At 52.5% G+C, this 17,056-nt stretch carries 17 protein-coding genes; 7 read left to right on the plus strand and 10 right to left on the minus strand.

Annotation, left to right across the window (positions count from 1 at the left end):
- Positions 1 to 36 precede the first annotated feature (36 nt).
- A complete protein-coding gene (locus DKB71_RS35380; protein ID WP_408601248.1) occupies positions 37 to 1,440 on the minus strand; it encodes a hypothetical protein in 1,404 nt (467 codons plus the stop codon).
- 77 nt (positions 1,441 to 1,517) lie between these two features.
- Here DKB71_RS35380 and DKB71_RS35385 point away from each other — a divergent pair, with 77 nt between their 5' ends.
- Complete coding sequence (locus DKB71_RS35385; RefSeq protein WP_408601249.1) at positions 1,518 to 3,638, plus strand: RecQ family ATP-dependent DNA helicase; 2,121 nt, start codon at positions 1,518 to 1,520, stop codon at positions 3,636 to 3,638.
- Positions 3,619 to 4,326, plus strand: a complete 708-nt coding sequence (locus DKB71_RS35390) for a hypothetical protein (RefSeq protein ID WP_408601250.1) — start codon at positions 3,619 to 3,621, stop codon at positions 4,324 to 4,326. The genes DKB71_RS35385 and DKB71_RS35390 overlap by 20 nt, the downstream gene beginning before the upstream one ends.
- On the opposite strand, the gene DKB71_RS35395 is transcribed toward DKB71_RS35390, so the two are convergent.
- The 4 genes from DKB71_RS35395 to rdgC form a co-directional block, all read right to left on the minus strand.
- Entirely contained in the window at positions 4,280 to 4,708 is a 429-nt protein-coding gene (locus DKB71_RS35395; RefSeq protein ID WP_408601251.1) for a hypothetical protein, read from the minus strand. The two genes, DKB71_RS35390 and DKB71_RS35395, sit on opposite strands and share 47 nt — an antisense overlap.
- A complete protein-coding gene (locus tag DKB71_RS35400; protein WP_408601252.1) occupies positions 4,708 to 5,433 on the minus strand; it encodes a hypothetical protein in 726 nt (241 codons plus the stop codon). The genes DKB71_RS35395 and DKB71_RS35400 overlap by 1 nt, the downstream gene beginning before the upstream one ends.
- 13 nt (positions 5,434 to 5,446) lie before the next feature.
- Positions 5,447 to 5,902, minus strand: a complete 456-nt coding sequence (locus DKB71_RS35405; RefSeq protein ID WP_408601253.1) for a hypothetical protein — start codon at positions 5,900 to 5,902, stop codon at positions 5,447 to 5,449.
- 106 nt (positions 5,903 to 6,008) lie between these two features.
- The gene (gene rdgC, locus DKB71_RS35410; protein WP_408601254.1) at positions 6,009 to 6,932 is read right to left on the minus strand and encodes a recombination-associated protein RdgC; all 924 of its coding nucleotides are present in this window, start codon (positions 6,930 to 6,932) and stop codon (positions 6,009 to 6,011) included.
- 240 nt (positions 6,933 to 7,172) lie between these two features.
- Here rdgC and DKB71_RS35415 point away from each other — a divergent pair, with 240 nt between their 5' ends.
- On the plus strand, positions 7,173 to 7,874 hold the full coding sequence (locus DKB71_RS35415; RefSeq protein WP_408601255.1) for a sigma-70 family RNA polymerase sigma factor: 702 nt from the start codon (positions 7,173 to 7,175) through the stop codon (positions 7,872 to 7,874).
- Between the two features lie 112 nt (positions 7,875 to 7,986).
- Entirely contained in the window at positions 7,987 to 8,709 is a 723-nt protein-coding gene (locus DKB71_RS35420) for a hypothetical protein (RefSeq protein WP_408601256.1), read from the plus strand.
- A gap of 57 nt (positions 8,710 to 8,766) precedes the next feature.
- Here DKB71_RS35420 and DKB71_RS35425 read toward each other — a convergent pair whose 3' ends face one another.
- Both DKB71_RS35425 and DKB71_RS35430 read right to left on the minus strand, forming a co-directional pair.
- Positions 8,767 to 9,582, minus strand: a complete 816-nt coding sequence (locus DKB71_RS35425; protein ID WP_408601257.1) for a hypothetical protein — start codon at positions 9,580 to 9,582, stop codon at positions 8,767 to 8,769.
- Positions 9,582 to 10,301: a hypothetical protein gene (locus tag DKB71_RS35430; RefSeq protein WP_408601258.1), complete on the minus strand. Its 720-nt coding sequence runs from the start codon at positions 10,299 to 10,301 to the stop codon at positions 9,582 to 9,584. Before DKB71_RS35430 ends, DKB71_RS35425 begins: the two co-directional genes overlap by 1 nt.
- Positions 10,302 to 10,410: 109 nt before the next feature.
- Here DKB71_RS35430 and DKB71_RS35435 point away from each other — a divergent pair, with 109 nt between their 5' ends.
- Positions 10,411 to 12,429, plus strand: coding sequence for a hypothetical protein (locus tag DKB71_RS35435; protein WP_408601259.1), 2,019 nt, complete (start codon positions 10,411 to 10,413; stop codon positions 12,427 to 12,429).
- Positions 12,430 to 12,467: 38 nt separating this feature from the next.
- Here the strand turns inward: DKB71_RS35435 and DKB71_RS35440 are convergent, their stop codons facing one another.
- Positions 12,468 to 13,382, minus strand: a complete 915-nt coding sequence (locus DKB71_RS35440; protein ID WP_408601261.1) for a hypothetical protein — start codon at positions 13,380 to 13,382, stop codon at positions 12,468 to 12,470.
- A 213-nt stretch (positions 13,383 to 13,595) separates the two neighbouring features.
- Between DKB71_RS35440 and DKB71_RS35445 the strand changes: the two genes are divergently transcribed.
- Together DKB71_RS35445 and DKB71_RS35450 are read left to right on the plus strand one after the other, a co-directional pair.
- Positions 13,596 to 13,877 (plus strand): HU family DNA-binding protein, encoded by a 282-nt coding sequence (locus DKB71_RS35445; RefSeq protein ID WP_408601262.1) that lies wholly within the window; start codon positions 13,596 to 13,598, stop codon positions 13,875 to 13,877.
- A gap of 131 nt (positions 13,878 to 14,008) precedes the next feature.
- Positions 14,009 to 14,677 (plus strand): hypothetical protein, encoded by a 669-nt coding sequence (locus tag DKB71_RS35450; protein ID WP_408601263.1) that lies wholly within the window; start codon positions 14,009 to 14,011, stop codon positions 14,675 to 14,677.
- Positions 14,678 to 14,706: 29 nt separating this feature from the next.
- Here the strand turns inward: DKB71_RS35450 and DKB71_RS35455 are convergent, their stop codons facing one another.
- Positions 14,707 to 15,681 (minus strand): ParB/RepB/Spo0J family partition protein, encoded by a 975-nt coding sequence (locus DKB71_RS35455; protein WP_408601264.1) that lies wholly within the window; start codon positions 15,679 to 15,681, stop codon positions 14,707 to 14,709.
- The gene (locus DKB71_RS35460) at positions 15,681 to 16,514 is read right to left on the minus strand and encodes a ParA family protein (RefSeq protein ID WP_408601265.1); all 834 of its coding nucleotides are present in this window, start codon (positions 16,512 to 16,514) and stop codon (positions 15,681 to 15,683) included. Before DKB71_RS35460 ends, DKB71_RS35455 begins: the two co-directional genes overlap by 1 nt.
- Between the last annotated feature and the right edge of the window lie 542 nt (positions 16,515 to 17,056).

The raw sequence follows: 17,056 nt of genomic DNA on the forward strand, positions 1-17,056 counted from the left end.
CGCACCTAGGTGCGGTTTTTCTTTGCCTGGTGAACCTCAGTTCATGACAACCAGCATCAGGCTTGCGGTAACGAGAGCGCCGACAAACGCGATGATACCCAAGGCGGTCTTGATCTGGCCGTTTTCGACCATCAAGTGACCATTCTGGGCCATCGTCAATTTGTTGTTATTGTTCAGCTCAGTGACCTGCAGACGCAGCTTCTGGATCATCGTCGTGCCCTGAGCCTTCATCTGCTCAAACTTGCCGGTGACCTGAGCAAGGCCATTTTCAGCCCGGCGCCTGGCAATGTTTTCGGCTTTCAGCTCATTACGCAGCTTCTCGACCTCTTGCTTCCGAATTTCCAGGCGCTCGTGCAACACAGCAAACTCAGCAGTCCCAGATTTCTGCTCAACCAACTCTCGCATCTGCGATTCCAGCTGAGAGATCTGCTGGTTCAGTTCATTGATGTTGAGCTGGTAGATGCCATTCTCTTCTTTCAGCAGCTCGGCGCGTTTCTGCGACTGAGTCAGCTGATCATTGAGTTCAAGAATCTGGGTTCTGATGTGATCTTCAGCCAGTTTCGCAGCTTCGAGTTTGGTGTTGAGCTCGGCCATCACTGCTGAATCGACCAGATCGCCGGTCTCAACGCGCTGCTTATAGGCTTCGACTGCCTGTTCTGCGACTTGGCGAGACTGAATAGCTGCCTCGATTTTTGCTTCGAAGGCGGCACGTTCAGATGCGGTACGCTCGTGGAATTCAGCTTCCAGGCGCTTGCGTTCATTTACCAGCTCTTGAGCTGCTTCTTGCTCAACCTGCTCGGCCCGCATCGCCATTTCACGCGTGACTTGCTGAATCCGAGCGGCGCTGTCTTGCTGCAGCGTTTTGGTAGCGGCCTTGAGATCAATGACCTCAGTATTCGCCTTGTCCAAGTTGCGCATCAGCTCATTGGTCTTGGATTGAGACTCTTCAATCCTCGACGTGTATTCACGACGCATCTCGATGATGTTGTCGTTCAGTGCTTTTTGCTTGGCACCGTGGAATTCGGTGGCATCGCCTGGCAAACGACCAATAAGCTTGGACGCTTGATCAACCTGTTCGAGGATGTCTTCGAAGCTGCTGTCGTTCATGGCGAACTTGGCGCGGTAGACAAACGCTTTGGCCTTTAACTGGAAGTCGTTCCAGTCTAGGCCCAGGCCATCTTCCCCTTCGGGCTTGCTCACCAGCGATTCTAGTGTAGCGTGACCGAGGTTTGCGGCGTGGCTGCCAAAGAGCGGCGCGATAGGGGCAAGCATTGCCTCAGATACGGTAAGCCCACACAAGGTAGCCACCTTCTGAACGACCATGTCCCAGCTGAAAATATCTAAGGCGCGACGTGCTCCTTCGACCTCAGCCCTGGAACTTGAGTTTACTCGGGCAACTTTAAGGTCATGAACCACTGATTTTGCGGCAGAATCTTCCATTTATGGGCTCCGGGAGGTGACTTCGCGCTCTTGAATATATACAATGAATTGACAACTGGGTCAATATGGAAATACCAATGGGGTTCGACTTATCGCTCATGAAGCCTGTCATGAAGTCTGTTTTTGGCTTCGACGACTTCAGAGAACTTCAAAAGCCAATTGTCGAATCTGTGATGAACGACAACGACACTTTGGCCATCCTGAAAACATCGGGTGGTAAGAGTCTTTGTTACCAAATGCCTGCCATCTTCCGTGGCGGCACGACTCTCGTAGTCAGCCCCCTCATCTCCCTGATGAAAGACCAGGTGGACGCCCTCATCGCGAAGGGTGTTCCTGCTGCTTACGTCACATCAGGACTATCCCTAGAGGAAACACGGGCCCGCTATGATGGCCTTGGCAAAGGTGAGTACAACCTGTTCTACGTCTCACCAGAGCGATTCAAGGATCAAAATTTCCTCCAGGCTTTGGTTCGCTCGCCCGTGTCCCTGTTCGCCATTGACGAGGCCCACTGTGCCTCTCAGTGGGGCCACAACTTCAGGCCAAGTTATGCGAATTTGGGAAACACGCTGGACACACTCGAAGGCCACCTGCGCCGAAAAGTGCAGCGGGTTGCGTTTACCGCGACTGCGAATGCAAGAGCTCAACAAGACATCGTTGACATGCTCAAGCTTCGGTCGCCGGATGTCCACATCCAGGATTTCGACCGGGAAAATTTGAGCTACGCCGTCGTGATGGCGAAGAAGTCCGACCGCACCCCTGAGATCATCCAGGCACTTCAGGAGCATCGTTCGGATGGATGTACGATCATCTACTGCGTGACAGTCAAAGAGGTCGAGAAGCTCTACCAGAAGCTCAACAACGCTGGCGTTGACTGCAACCGATACCACGGGCGACTCGAAACCGAAGAGAAGAACGAGATACAAGATCAGTTCCTCGCCGGCGAGATCAAAGTCCTAATTGCCACAAGCGCCTTCGGTATGGGCGTCGACAAGTCTGACGTTAGGCTTGTCATCCACGCTCAAATGCCAGGATCCCTCGAGGCCTGGTACCAGGAAGCTGGCCGAGCTGGTCGTGACGGTCTGCCGGCCAAAGCCATTCTGTTCTATCACGATGCAGATAAGAGCATTCATCGATTCTTCATCGGACAGGGAGCCCCTGAGGGCTATAAGATCGCTCCCATCAAGGACATGATCCGCAAGATTCTGTTCTTGGGCCCCTCCAGTCTCGATGCTCGTCTGATTGCCATGCACTGCACTCAGCAGCTGGCAGTCATCCATACCGTTATGCCGGACAGCGGTATTCGCCTGGTTGAACTCACGCGTAACGATGTCATCGCCACCATCACCCTTCTGAAGAACCAAGGTGAGATCGAGGAGCGCGACGGCCTATTCGCCCTCGGTAACTGGCAGGAATCCAACGAGTACATCTGGGTCGACGAGGTTAAGCGCCACAACTGGCTCAAATTCAACGCCATGTGCTCTTGGTGCGAGACCAACCTGTGCCGGCGCTGGCAGATTCTCCGGTATTTTGACGAGCGCAAGCCTCACTACTACTGCGGAAACTGCGACAACTGCGAACGCCGGGCTATGTCCGTGGTGCAGACCAACAACATGGTTGAGAAGGCCGTCCGACCTTCCACGCTCATCGCTATGGCCAGCGCCCTGGATTCGATCTCAGAGGCTCACCAAGCGCGTTGGATGCACATTCTCCTGGGCACAATGGAGGTCAAGTTACTCACCGATGCGGAAACCGAGGTTTCGGGCCGCTTCCAATGGCACGCCGTTGGCGATCTTAAGCGCTGGGAGCGGAGCCTCATCGACAATGGCGTCCTTGATGAAAGCCACAAATTGACAGATAAGGGCGTTGAGTGGGTTGAGGGGCGCATTGATGTCCCTGTTGCGAAACCACCCGCCCCGGCACCAGGTGCCAAACCAGCGGTCATTGTGCCACCGCCTGTGATCGAAGGCCGTGTGAAGATCTTGCGTGCCTGGCGTAAATCGACTGCCTTCCGGGCAGACGTCAGTGAAATGCAGATCATGACCGAACCCCAGATCCACAAAATCGCGAGCCTTGAGTCCGTTACTGCAGAAGCCATGTCCCAGGCCGGCTTTACCGAAAAGTGGCTGGCAAACCATGCCAAGACCATCCTCAAAACCTTCGAAAAACATGAAAGGCAGAATGACTGTGTCCTCCAATAAATCCTTTGCTGGTATCGGCGCCAGGAAAACGCCGAACACAACTGAAATGCCTATTGGCCGGATCATGGGCCAGGTCGCCCGTATCTTGGTTTTGGAGCGTGGCTACCAGATGACCGGTGGCCGCGCTGAAGGTGCCGACGAATACTTTGAGGCCGGGCTCGTTGCTGAAGGTCGTAACGCCATGGAGGAAGGTCTGTTTAAAGGTTTCCTCCCCAATCGCCCATACAACGGTCACACCGATGGCATCCTGATCGAGAACGAAGAGAGCAACGCCAGGGCCCGGCAGATCCTCATCGAAAACAAGGTCTACAACCACAAGCCAGGCTCAAAAATCCCGAGGTTTATCTCCCTTGAGGGAAAGGATGCGCTCAAGCTTTGTGAGCGAGAGCTGCAGATGCGCGACCTGCACACACGCACGGTTTACCAGATCCTACGTGAGTACCTGAATGATCCAGTGCGTATGGTGATTTGTTGGACTCCAGACGGTGCCACAACGCTTGATGAGTACACGATGGGGGTAACTGGAGGGACTGGCATTGCTATCGCCCTGGCAAGCGCCTTAGGCATTCCTGTCTTTAACCTCAATCGACAGGATCACCTGGATCGCATTTGCGGGTTCATCGGTATTGAGTCGCCGAAGCTTACTCTGCTGCCTCTGGAGAATCCTGCTCAGCCCGCGCTTTTTTGATGACCTGGAACAGTTGGGCGGCTTCAATCGAAGCCATATGCCCGACCCCGGCCATGTCAACCAGCCTGACCGGGTAAGCAATTGCCGCTGGATCAAGTCCAAGGAGTGTCCAAGACCTCCCCTCTTGATCCAGCACCATGTCACCGGGCTCGATCAGAATACCCAGCCCCAGCTTTGTCGCATGTGCAATCCAGAGGTCAGCCCAGTACTTCTCTGGGCTATCCGCATGCACACTCAACCGCCAGTGCAGCACCGAAGCTTCCAGCGCCACATGGCCGTCAGGGATCACCACGCCATGCTTAGTCGCTACTTCCGCCAGGGCTAGCTTTGCTTCTTCGTAGAAGGCCTGAAGGCTGATAACTTTGGTGGCGTCCTGTGTCATTACCATGAACGTCCCGGCGCATGGTTGGGCGTGATGTCGTGGTACGCGTCAATGAAGTCCGCATACCTGCCCTTCCAGTAATTCATCGCTTCCTGACCGACCATGCAGCCATCAAGGTTCAGGCGAGTCACCTTCGCAAAGCGAAGACGCTGGGTCTCGCTGAACTCAACGTAAGGTGCTGCGCTGGATCTCCCAAGCTTGCACACTTTGACAGGTTGATTGTCCGGCCCGATGGGCGCGTAACCGTTGGCCAGCAAATCTTTTGTAGTCATAGGGCGTTCGCCCTGGTACCTGCGAGAATCGGCAATTTGATAGCCGCTGTTCGGCTCTGATGCGTAGGTGATCTTTTGTGCACGCACACGCTGCAGATCGACCAGGGAGTCCTGCTGATAAATCAGGCCGGTGGCGCCAGAGCGGCTTACCGCACTCTTCCACTCGTAGCTGCGCCCCATCTCAGTCCACCTCAACAAGTTGAGACCGACCTCGCCCCATCTATCCCCGTAGGTGGATTGATTGGAGTACGAGCTCCAGACCTTGAAAACCTCAGCCGGCGCTGAGTTGGAGTACAACATGCGTGCCGCAAGATTCTCCGAAGACTTGGCGTCACTCGGCGTCTCGGCCAAGTTGACCAGGTCATGCTGGATGGTCATGTGCGAAAGGATTCCGGCATGCGCCGAAATGCTGGATAAACTCAACAGCGAAAGGAGTGCCAGGCGCTTGATCATGTTTTCTCGACCGTTATTTTTGTTGTTCTAGGGTCTTGGTGATGCTCATCAGCTTCGACATCACTCGGCGTGCAGCGCCGACGAACGCCTGATCGTTGCGATTGATAACAATACGACCGCCGATATCACATACAGCGATGTCCTTTCCAATCAGCAGAATTTCCTGAAATTCCCTCGTATGGAGAGACTCATCCACTCGGAAAGCTGCGAAATTCTTGTGCCTACTGAAAGCCGACAGCATCGGGTGATCTTTGATCACGACGGTGAAAGAACCGCCATGGCCAGAACGACTGACGCTAAGCCACTTCAGCAGAGCCTGAGAGATCAGTCCGGGCTTACCAACTTGCCCCTGCACGCTAAAAAAGTACAGATCTGAACTGCTCATCTCGGCTTCGGACAAAGCCATGCTTATTTTGGCTTCCTCAACAATGGGGAATTCAAAGTCCTCATTGTTATCTTGGCTACCCATACTTATACCTCCGGTTATCCCGGCAATATAAACTGGATCAGGGTACAAATCAAAATAATTGCCAGTCCTTGAAGGGACTGGCATTCACGGTGGCAATTGATCAGCTTTATTCGTCAACTTCCGGATTCAACTCGCCACCGAGTGCATCCATCAATGCATCGACGAGCGCACTGACCTCCTTACTCATAAGCACTAGGTCGCCGGCGAGCTGTTCCAGGGGCTCTGACGTGCCGTGGTCGAGATCCTCCAGCGCCAGATCAGTAAGGGCAAAGCTGGTGATCATGAAGTCTTCAGACAGGTTGAAGGAGCATCGCTCTTTGTGGCTCAGTGCGAGCGCAGTGACACGCATGCCATCTTGGAGGTAACCCTTCAGGCGTGGATCCTCAAGCGTGACCTTGTTGTACTTGATTGTGCCTGTATCGTCTGTCAGGCCGCACTTTTGGCCGGCAACCAATGGCTCCGGCGCCTGATTTTCGGCGAGCCAGAAAGTCAGTTTTTTACTGACATCATGCTGAGGCCGCAATGGGAAAAGCATCTTGTTGGAAATAGCCGGTTTAACCATCTCGGAGATGCTGGCGGCAGTTTTCGCTGAGCTGGAATTGATGACCAGAAGCTTGGCTTTGGTATCAAAATAAATCCAAGTCTCCTTGGTTTGCACAAACTCTTCGGCAGATCGGATCAGGCCTTCACGCACCATTTCCTCTGCTTCTTTACGCTCAGCGGTCTTGAGCCTGCGGCCATACGAAATCTCTTTCGCCTCGATGACTTTGCGCAACTTCGTTCTGACCACAGCAGGCGGGATCTTCTTTTCTTCTGACATCAGGCAGAACAGGTGGCAGCCATTTACGGTCAGCACCCGGCTCGGAGAGCCGTAGAGCCGGGCAAAACCGGCGGTGAATTCCTGGCTTGGAAGACAGTGCTTGAAGGGCATCGAGTTCAGGTGCCCTTCCAGGGTCTCGAGGTTCACTTCACCAGGTACGCTGTAGATACTAAGATTCTTGAAGATCATTGGTTTAATCAACGCAGGCACAGGCTATTCGCCATGGGGTAGCACGGCGCTTTTTGCGCCCCGGCCTGCAACCTCCGTGGTCAGGCTACCTTGTCAATTCATGTGTATTATCTTGCTTTTCAGCCGAATGATCTGCCTTCCTCAGCAGATCGACCCTTGCCTTCAACGCCGTCCTGCTCTACATTTGTCATCTATTGACAGGCGTCTGAATTCGACGATCATCAAGTCTATTACCCGTGTCAAAACGAGTCAATCTGTTAAGTGAACACCCCCACCACCCGTTCATCACCCCACAAGACTACGCTGTGGGAGGGCCATCAAGCCCTTGCTATGCGTGTCGTAAATGACTACTGCTTTCGCACCGAGCTTCGCGAGGATGCAGTGCAGGAGGTTTCGCTCGCCTTGTGGGAAGCTATTCAGGACTGGGACGCCAGCATGGAGGACACCTTCGCCCACTATGCCTGGCTCTTGATGCGTCGGAAATTGCTCCACTACCTGGTAAACAAGGCGACCGACAGGCCGCGTCTCTCCAGGCCCGAGCAAGAAGTCGTGAAGAAAATTCGCGGCTATCTGACAGCCGGCCAGATGCTCACATGCCAGATTATCGATGAGCTGGGGGCACAGGAGAAAGTATCTCGGTTCCGGATGCGTCAAATCGTGGGGTACTGGTATCAGTCCTGTCTGAGCCTGAGCGCAAGCACCTTCACAGTGATTTCTGAGTCCTTTTCCGACGAGGAAGATCACGATGAGGAGGCTCGCCTCAAAATCCTCGACAACGCTCTCCAGGCGCTACCAGAGCGCGAGAAAGACATCATCCTGGCAAGATACCTATCAGACCCAAGGAAGACACTGGTCGAGCTCTCTGGCCTACTCGGCGTATCCGTCGAAAGAGTTCGGCAACTTGAAGCCAATGCGCTCAAAAAGCTCAGGATTTCAATGGCTGAATCTGAAGAACATATGTGAATTATTGACAGCCTCTTGGCTGAGCGCTGGCAACACCTGATAATACCCAACACATACCCAGGCACTGACGCCTAGCAATAGCTGAACAATTTAACCCAATGAGGTTTTCCGCATGACGATGGATTTCCGTGCATATCGGGCTGGTACAGCCCATAAAATCTTCAGTGAGTGCGCGGATATATCGCGCTGCTTTCAGCTTATCCCAGCACCCGACGACGATGAGCAGAGCGAAGCATCTGTCTCCCACATTTTCAATCCACCGAAGATCCCTTGCACCTCCCGCTACCACGTGACCTTCTCACCACGTAGCTCGGTAAACGCTGACTTCCGTGAGGATGCACAATGCGATTTCGGCATCAGCCTGGATTCGCCGGCTGACCTCAGTGCACTCGATCAGCTTTTTAGCCAGATTGTTGAATTTAACGACCGTGTTGAAGCAGGCCAAATCGTAGGTCGGGCCAGAATCGAGCCAACCATCAAAGGCGAGATCTACGGCTTCACAGCCAGCGCATACTGTTCGTCCTGGGCATCTTCGGTCGTAAACAGCAACGGCCAGAGCCAAGATAGATACCTGCGCAACCTGCGTACCCTCGTCCATCATTTTAACTTCGGTTTGATGATCAAAGGGAGCGTCCGTCATGTCGGCACGTTTACCCTGAATGCCGGCATGAAAACGGTGCTGAACATCGCACACGACCTGGCCGTTATCCGTGCACTGCTGGATGGTGTACCGGAAGACAAAATCAGGGCCATGCAGCCTAAAAAGCTCGCCTTCAACCCAACTATTTCCGAAATCATCACTGGCCAGTCGCGGCTGGAGCTGGTTAAGGGTTGATCGAAGCCGGAAAGAAAAAGGACTGCTGAGCAGTCCTTTTTTGTGGGAAGTGAGTCCTTAAGACTTGAACATCTCAAGGATCGCATCAGGGCTTGCATAGGTCGGCTCAACAACGGGAGCTGCCTCCTCGTGCAGAACAAGCTCTGGGTTCAGCAGCAGCTGGCGGTAGTAACTCTTGAATCGCTGCTCAACGTCCCGGTCATAACCACGGACTCGCAGGTCATGTCCGCCGATCTTACCCCTCGCCTGCTTCACAAGCGGGTGGATGACCGCGTTAGCCTGGGTCATGAGTGCCATCGTCCAAGCCTCTTCAACCAACGGGGCATTGTCTAGACGCACAGCCAAAATCGCGTCCTGGAATTCTTCGAATTTTGGCATGAAGGTTCGGAAGAAACCCGATGCGCTGATCCGTCTGATCGTAGTTATCAGCTCAGCTTCGGTGACGCCCATCTCCTCGAACTTCTTCAGCCACACGCGCTCTTTAACCAGGGCGTCCATACGGCGTTCACCACGCCACTGTTTGGCGTAGTTCTGGCTAAACTCGGTATCCAGTTCGAACCAGGCCTGTTTCATGGCCTTGGCATAGTCCGTCACTGGATAAGACTGAAGCAGAGTCGCCATTTGAATCAGGGCTTCGATGGTTGGAGGATAATCCTCGAATGGCTTCAGACCAACCATGAGCCAGGCGCGTACAGCTTTGAATGCTTCGGCGCTGATTTCCGCTTTTACCAGCGCGGTACTCAAGGTGCTGGCCAGCTCTGTCTGCACGTCTTCGCCGTAGGTGGCTTTCAGCAGACCAAGGCTGTACCGGGATTCGATTTGACGGCAAAAGCGTGATGCTTCAGCGCTGACGTCAAGTTGCATATCACTCATCAGTAATCGTCCATTTTCGATGCTGCACGCTTGGCAATATCGTCGACAGATTGCTCAACGACCTTCCGCGTAGGGTTGGCTTTGATCCACTGAGTAATCCAGTACGGAAAATTCGGGATCGTTGGTTTGTCTTTGGAGTTACGCAGATCGTCAAACATCAAAGACAAGCTCGAATCGATACAGAGCTCTGGGTAGGTCTCTTTAAGCTTGTTGATCATACCCTGATCAGGCTTAAAGACGATGCCGTCCACCCAGTAAAAAGCAGATGGAAGCCAGCCTGGGTATCCAGACGCGAGCGCTTCTTTTCGCTTGTTCTTCGGGATCACCTCAGCAACCTCACTGACGATGGAGGGGCCAACAGCCTCAAGCCGCAAGGCGTGCGCCCGCTCAACCGAAGAAATTTCCTTGATCGCTTTAAGCGTATTTCGCTTTTTCTTCTTGCCCAGCGCAATGGCTGAGCCCGAGATTGACTCACAGACCAGCCGATTACCGGCCACTCCATTTTGAACGTCCCAGTAGCGAAGCTCTTGCAAGCGATCAATGGCGTTCCAGATCACTGATTCAGAGAGTCCCCACGCTGCTGACCACTTTCCAACATCCAGGGCAATGCTGCCAGCTGGGGTGCAAGAGAACATCATCTCAGTGAGCTCTCTGGCAACAGATCTATCGGTAAAAGTCGTTGTATTGTCGGCCAGCAGCTTCTTTAGGTCGTCCGTCATGGAGCATCACCTGTCAATTTATATCGATTAAGCGTCAGATGGTCACCGCACCAAGCTTTATCATACAATGGTGGGATGCCACAAACGGGCCGAGAGCATATAGTTTTCCATGGAAATAGACAACACGACTGCTACCGGGGACGAAACCATTGTCCTTTTCCCCCGCAGCTATAACAAACGGGGCGACGAGCGCCTGCATTCCGTTCAGGGTTTAACGCTGGATGGTCGCGAGGTTAACGTTAAGCTCAGGATCGATGAGTCCATGCTTGGCAAAGAAAGCACGCCGAGCATCGCCGAGTTTTCCCGTGAAGACGTAAAGGCCAAAAACCCCTGCTTGGCCACGCCTGACAATGCTTTCGATAACCGTGAAGGTGTTCTGCTGTTCACCGGTTGCGAGGTCGAGGGCGAGAACCGTAAAGGAATTCCGACCTTCACCGCCAGGTGGGCTTATGTGCTGGCCTCACACTCAGATGATCAAGACCCGGTGTTCGGCCTGGGCCGCGTAGTCATCATCGCCGACAATCAGGCCGTCAAAGCGATCCATACTGAGCTTGAAGACCTCGAAAAGCTTAAGCCTGTAGGCTGGGAAGCTATCGCTGAGCGAAAGCGTAAAGCCCTTAGCGACCCGCTTAAACTCTCGTATTTCGGTCATCTCTACCAGGATGCCGAAGAAAAGAGCTTTCCCATCGCGAACCGTGATGAGCTCACAGAGTTCGCTGATTCGATTTTCACCTCCTACACGCGCAGCGGTGTGGTTGGTGGCGTCCTTATCCGGCTTAAGGACGAGAATGGAGCGCTGATTCCAGGGTTCAGTACCGAGGTCTTTCCTAGGTGGATCAGGCAAAATACCTATCAAAGCGGCTCTGACGTGATGAAGTTCTTCTTTCGGGCGCATGACCAGAGGTCGACCGAGAATGGGGCTGCTACGTTCGTGGCGATGCCCATCAAGCGGTATGCATGTGGCCCATCGTTCAAGAACTACTACTTCCTGAAGAAGCCGGACGAATCCCTACAGAAGATCCGCAAGCATTTCCTTATCAACAACGAGCCAACGGTATCGCGTATCGCTTTATCTCTAAGCCTTCGTCAGGAGAGCGGTGAGAGCTTTATGCTCAAGTACTACCCGCTCACCAGCCCGATCTCGTCGGTGGCGACTATTGGCGAAGAGCCGCCACCAGCTGACGAAGTGCTCATAGCCCCAATCAACGGGCTGGCACAGATTGCAGACTCCAGCATGCGTCCTAAAGTTGGTTTATCCACGACAACATCACTGGATTTCCCGACCTGGTATCAACCCCTTGTCGTCGATCCATTGGCCTTATCGCCTATGGTCAGGCCAGAGCTCATTCTGCAATACCAGGAGGAGCCTGAACCAAACCCTGAGCCTTTACTTGAAACTGAGCACCCCGCTGCCGAATCCACGGAAAGCGTAGGCCAACCTACGGTTGGGAGCGACGATAGCCCTGTAGATCCGCCTGACACCCCGGTTCTCGAAGTCGCGCCGGCAGAGGAGCCCCTGGAACCCCCTGTAAGCGTAGAAGTGCCCGAGCCTACCGCTGACGCCTTCATCACCCCAGATCCTCAGAAAGAGCCCACAGAGGAGCTTCCAGAGGCTGATTCGGAAGAAGATGACCTATCGGGGATGTTTAGCGACATAAGCGAGCAGGAGATTGAAGAGGCCGACAGGGCTGCTGCTGAGATCCTCGCTGCAGTCGCACTCGAGCCCGCTCCCGATGAGGAGCCAGTCGCTGATCAGGATATTGAGCGGTCTGAAACCTCAGACGTGCATACCAGTCCCTCAGTTGATTCGGCTGAACCCATTTCTGTCGCTGAGGTGGACACGACACCGGCGAATGAGGAACAAACTACATCTATTGACGAATCGAGCCAGGAACAGGTTGGTCAGGCTGTTGTGGAGACACAAGCACCTGAGCAGCCCATTGAAGAACTGCGAATTATCGACACATCGACAGAAGGCCAGGCAGATGCTGGCGCTCACAATGGCGTGATGCTTTCTGAATACACGTCGACCTCAAAGCCGACCAGCACGGAACCTGGTGCCGCACCGGCAGCCCCTGAGAAGAAGAGTGCGCTGGCTATGTTCCTGGAACGACAAGGCCTCCTATAATCGGAGGCCTTTGATGGCGGCTGCAGCCAGCACATGCGTTATGGCTGCGGCCCGTCGTAGGAATGCTCCTTGACCTTAGGTCGGAACATTTCAGGCCCTACGTTCAGGAGCATGCTCCCCTTCTGCCACTTGTTCTGAGCGGCAACAAGCGTCTTACTGACCTCGACGTATTCGTGATATTCCTCAGGATCAATACCCACGCCGATGGCAGTGTCCTTGCATTGCTGTAGCTTTTTCTCAAGCATGTTCACCAGGATAGCTGTTGGGCCATCACGGAACTTGTAGTCCAGCCGGTTGCCTTTGGGGCTGATGTGGAACAGCGCCGTAACGACCTTCTGCTCCCCTACAACCTCAACAAACTGAGCCGGCTCCCCTACCCGCTTAGGCTGAAGGAATACGCCTGGAGCACCGTTCTTGCGGTTGTCCGGATCCCCCGGAATGATCACGTTGATGTAGGCCAGCTTGCCATTGTCCACATCCTTGTCGACCACGTTTAGCTGAATATCCTTTTTCCTTGGCATCACCGGAATTACGTCGTCACCCACCTTGAGCAAATGGCCGGCGAGAAGGGAAACATCCTGGCCATCCTTCTTTTTGTAAAGGACATGCTCGCCCAAGTTGCGCATCTTCTCGTTAAACACCAAGTAGGTATTTGGCCTTCCCGTTTTCCTGGCGTGCATGCCGTGCTTGATCCCCTCGCCGATCAACACACTCCAGTCACCGACCATCAGCAAGCCCCTCTCATCAATCTGAGGGATGCGGTTCCCGTCCTTCGTTTTAATCGGTTCGTGGATTTTTACCAGACGAGTGGAACCATTCGCACGCTTGATCAGGTACGCGTCATCACCAGAAGGCTGCGCCTCCCAGCCCTGTTTCAGCTCGCCAGGCCATTCGTAAATCATTTCGATAGCTTTGGCCAGTTGCTTTTCTTTAGGCCGCTCGATCCCACTCATATGGAAACCACTCGTAAATCTCTCATACCGCTACTATGAATGCTGAGGATCAATGGAATCAAGAAAATGACGTTAAAAAAAGACCATAAATTGACATTTTCAGGTTGACACCCCTTTGCTCAACCCTATAATCCCGGAGAAACATGGCAATACATACGTAATAGCCAATGTTTGGCGTATTTTGCCAATATTTACCAATCGTTTGGAGTTCACATGAGCAAGCAAGTTCTGGTTACCGCCATTGCCGAAAAGACCCGTCTGCCGCGTAAGGACGTTGCCGCTGTCCTGGATGCCCTGCCTGCTGCCCTGGTTGCCGAGCTGGACGCCAGCGCCACTAAGCGCGCTGTCCTGCCGGGCGTTTGCTCGATCAGCAAGGTGCACAAAGAAGCGCGCATCGGTCGCAACCCTCAGACCGGCAAGCCTCTGGAAATCGCTGCTCGCGACGTTCTGAAGCTGAAGCCGGTCGGCGAAGTGAAGAAAGCCGTCGAAGCCTGATTTAGGCTGCGTCACTGAGCCCCCTCATTGAGGGGGCTTTTTATGCTCTGCCCGTAGACACCAAACATTTCTTGTGAATTGACAAGCTCTGTGGTTTTATTACACATATATTGTCACGCGAGTCCTGGTGTATGAATACCCTTGATCTCGATTTGAAATCACTCAAGTCGATTGAATCCGCTCTTCACGAAGACCTTGGCCTGGTTAAAGACCAGCTTCAGCAGGTCACAGCAACAGAGAGCCCTGAGGAATTCACCCAACTCAACACACTGCGCCTCAAGCGCAGCATCACCACCTCCGTTCTCCATGACGTTCAAAGCAGAATCAAGATCGCAAAGGCTCGGGTGTACGAGCAAAAGTTCGTTTCTATTGCGAACGAGCTTTACCCTCAGTCAGTTGTGACCACGATCCCTCCGGAGTTCAAGCCAGAAGTCGATCCGACAAACGAAATTCAGATGCTCGAGCAGACTCGGGTCTTCGTTTATCAGAAGCTTGAGTCCGCTGAACTGAGCAGGATGGAATTTGAGGATGCGATCAGGCTTCTCCCCTCTCCTGTCACCCCGGATGACCTGCATCACCTTTCTAAGCTCCAAGAGCAAAAAGAGCGAGCAGAACAGTACTTCAACAAGCAAAGCGTTAAAGTTCTGCGTATCAGAAAGCGGCTTTACAACCTGTATTCCAGGTTAGCTGACCGAAAGATTTATACACTGACATTGGCCAGATTGAATGCTGAGCAGCATGAAACTGTTGAAACAAGGGCTACATTAAAGCCCGTTCTCAGAAAGAGAAAGCTCACATAAAAAAGCCCCCTCAGTGAGGGGGCTTTTTATTACACCTGGAAAAAGCCGTTTAGCAGCTTTTCAAACTCTTCGAACTTGTCTGCCGGGAGATCTTCACTACTTACCGAAACACGAAGTTCAGTAGGTGTTCTGACCAATGTGCCAACCGCAGTGCCGTTAACTTTCAGCACGCTTTCCTTGTTTACCTTTTCACGATTGCGGGTCGCTTTGGTAACAAACTTGGCCTTCACCTTTTTAACGATCTCTCCCCGGCTTTTCAATTTCCCGGAAAGGTAATCTGCCATCAGCTCCAGAACTGCTGCCGTTACTTCATCAGGGTTCTGGTCAGCAGGCAGTTCTCTGTAGATTTTCTCGAGATCTGCTGCATCATTCCGTTGAATGGCGTTTGGCTTTACCTCAAGGAACTCCTTGATTTCTACCGGCATATCACCGAATTTTTTGAACTTGTAATATTCTTTTTGTTGAATACCAAGTCCGGTACAGATCTGCTCGGTGGATTGCTCCTTATCAAGCAGGTGCTTGATGGAGATCCATGTTTCGTAGTCGTACGTTTTTTCGCGATCATGGTTTTCCGCATGACAAACCAGGATCATTTCAAGGTCAGTTAGCTCCCTGATAACACCACGAATCTTTTGGCCTGGATTCAGTCGCGCCGCACGCCACCGGCGTTCGCCCCAGATAATCTGGTAGCGATTGCCGACCTTACGAACACCAATCGCCTGGACTTGCTTGTTTTGCTTGATGGATGCAGCCAGCTTTTCGATGGCTTCTAGATCGAACTTCCTCCGGTTCTGGTATGGGTTCGGATCAATATCATGGCAGTCAAACTCATGAATATGCTCGCCATCTGCGATCTTCTCGCTTTCAGGTACGGTGCTATTTTCCAAGTAACTGGCAGCGTTTTCATCCATCGCTTGCGCTAGCTTGTCAGCCTTCGAACTACCACCAGACTTTCGAGCGGCCTCAACCCTGGAGCGCATATCATTGCCGATAGCAGCAGTCATTAGGCCACCTCTTTGTGTTGGGTGCTTTCAATAATGAAGTCAGCCAGCTCACGATAACTGTCTGCAATAAGATTGTTCTTACCAGGGCCAACAACAAACTCTTGCGTATACGTATTGTTGTCTACTTCTTTTCGCTCTGGAATGTAAACATTGATACGTTTTACGCCGCCAATTTCTGGCTTATCAATTTTCATACGCGAAACAGTAGTCCGTGTATCAATTTTGTTAAGAAGAACACCAAGAATGGCCTGGTTCGGATTGTGCTTTTTCACAAACTCCATTTCTTCGGAGTTCATCATGTTCACGACGCCCTGATCCGAATAGGAACTTCCGTCAACGACGAAGATGAGGTGCGTTGTTACGGATAGAGCGATTTTTACAGCGGTATCCATTGTTGGTGATGCATCAATAATGATGTAGTCGACAGTACCGTCCAATGAATCCAATGCTTGTCTTAGGCGTACGACGATTTTGAGAATTTCTTCATCGCTGCCATGGGCCTTAGCTTCTAGTGCCTTCTTAATCCCTTTATCTGAAGGGATCAGACCAACATTATTAAGTTTCGTCCCCCAAAGAATGCAGTCCTGGATTTCGAGATTAGGGTTGGTCAAGAAGCTGGAAATTGGGAAGCACTTTTCCGAAGACCCTTTGACTTTGATGTGGAAGGACGAGTTGGTGGAATCGTCGAAGTCCAGGTAGATAACGCTCTTACCCTTTTCGCTTAGGGCTGCGGCTTCGTTGAGCGCAGTGGTGGTTTTCCCCACACCACCTTTGTTGTTAGCAAACATCAGAACAGAAGTTTGTTTGAATTCGTAAGGTACTGTCGTATTCACTTTTTGCCTTCCTTAGGGTTTTGGCTTAGATCGTCGTTTTCATCTAAGCATTGTGGGAAAGTATAACGGCTATAGGGAATATCGTCAAATCGTAACACTTATAGATTTACCGCTAAAACGGTTTTTTTCAACCTCATTCGGAATTTCCGACTACCACTGCCCCGCCCTTCCCTTCCATTCCCCGCACGAAGCTATTCCGCCGTCACAGATTTCTGAGTCGCAATTTCCGACTCGTCCGCCAACAAGGTTGATCAGATGGTAGCGTGGACACAGCAACGGATTTTGATCTGCGCCCTTCCCTCTCGACTGCGCCAGCACGATGGCCAAGCCTTTGATTCGACCAAGGAAAAACCGTTCGGTTCTCATCCGGAACTCAGTCGGAATTTCCGACGCGTGCCGGTACGCTGCCTTATGCGAAGCCAGGTGGCGATCATTGGAGCGACTTCGCATGCCACATTAGTCCACAAAAGACGCAAATTAGGTGTTTCTGATTTTGCTTTGTTCTGTTTTTTGGCGCCTGTCACCGACGACAATTTAAAATT

It is taken from the genome of Pseudomonas sp. PLMAX (genome assembly GCF_046042685.1).
GTDB lineage: Bacteria > Pseudomonadota > Gammaproteobacteria > Pseudomonadales > Pseudomonadaceae > Aquipseudomonas > Aquipseudomonas putida_AE.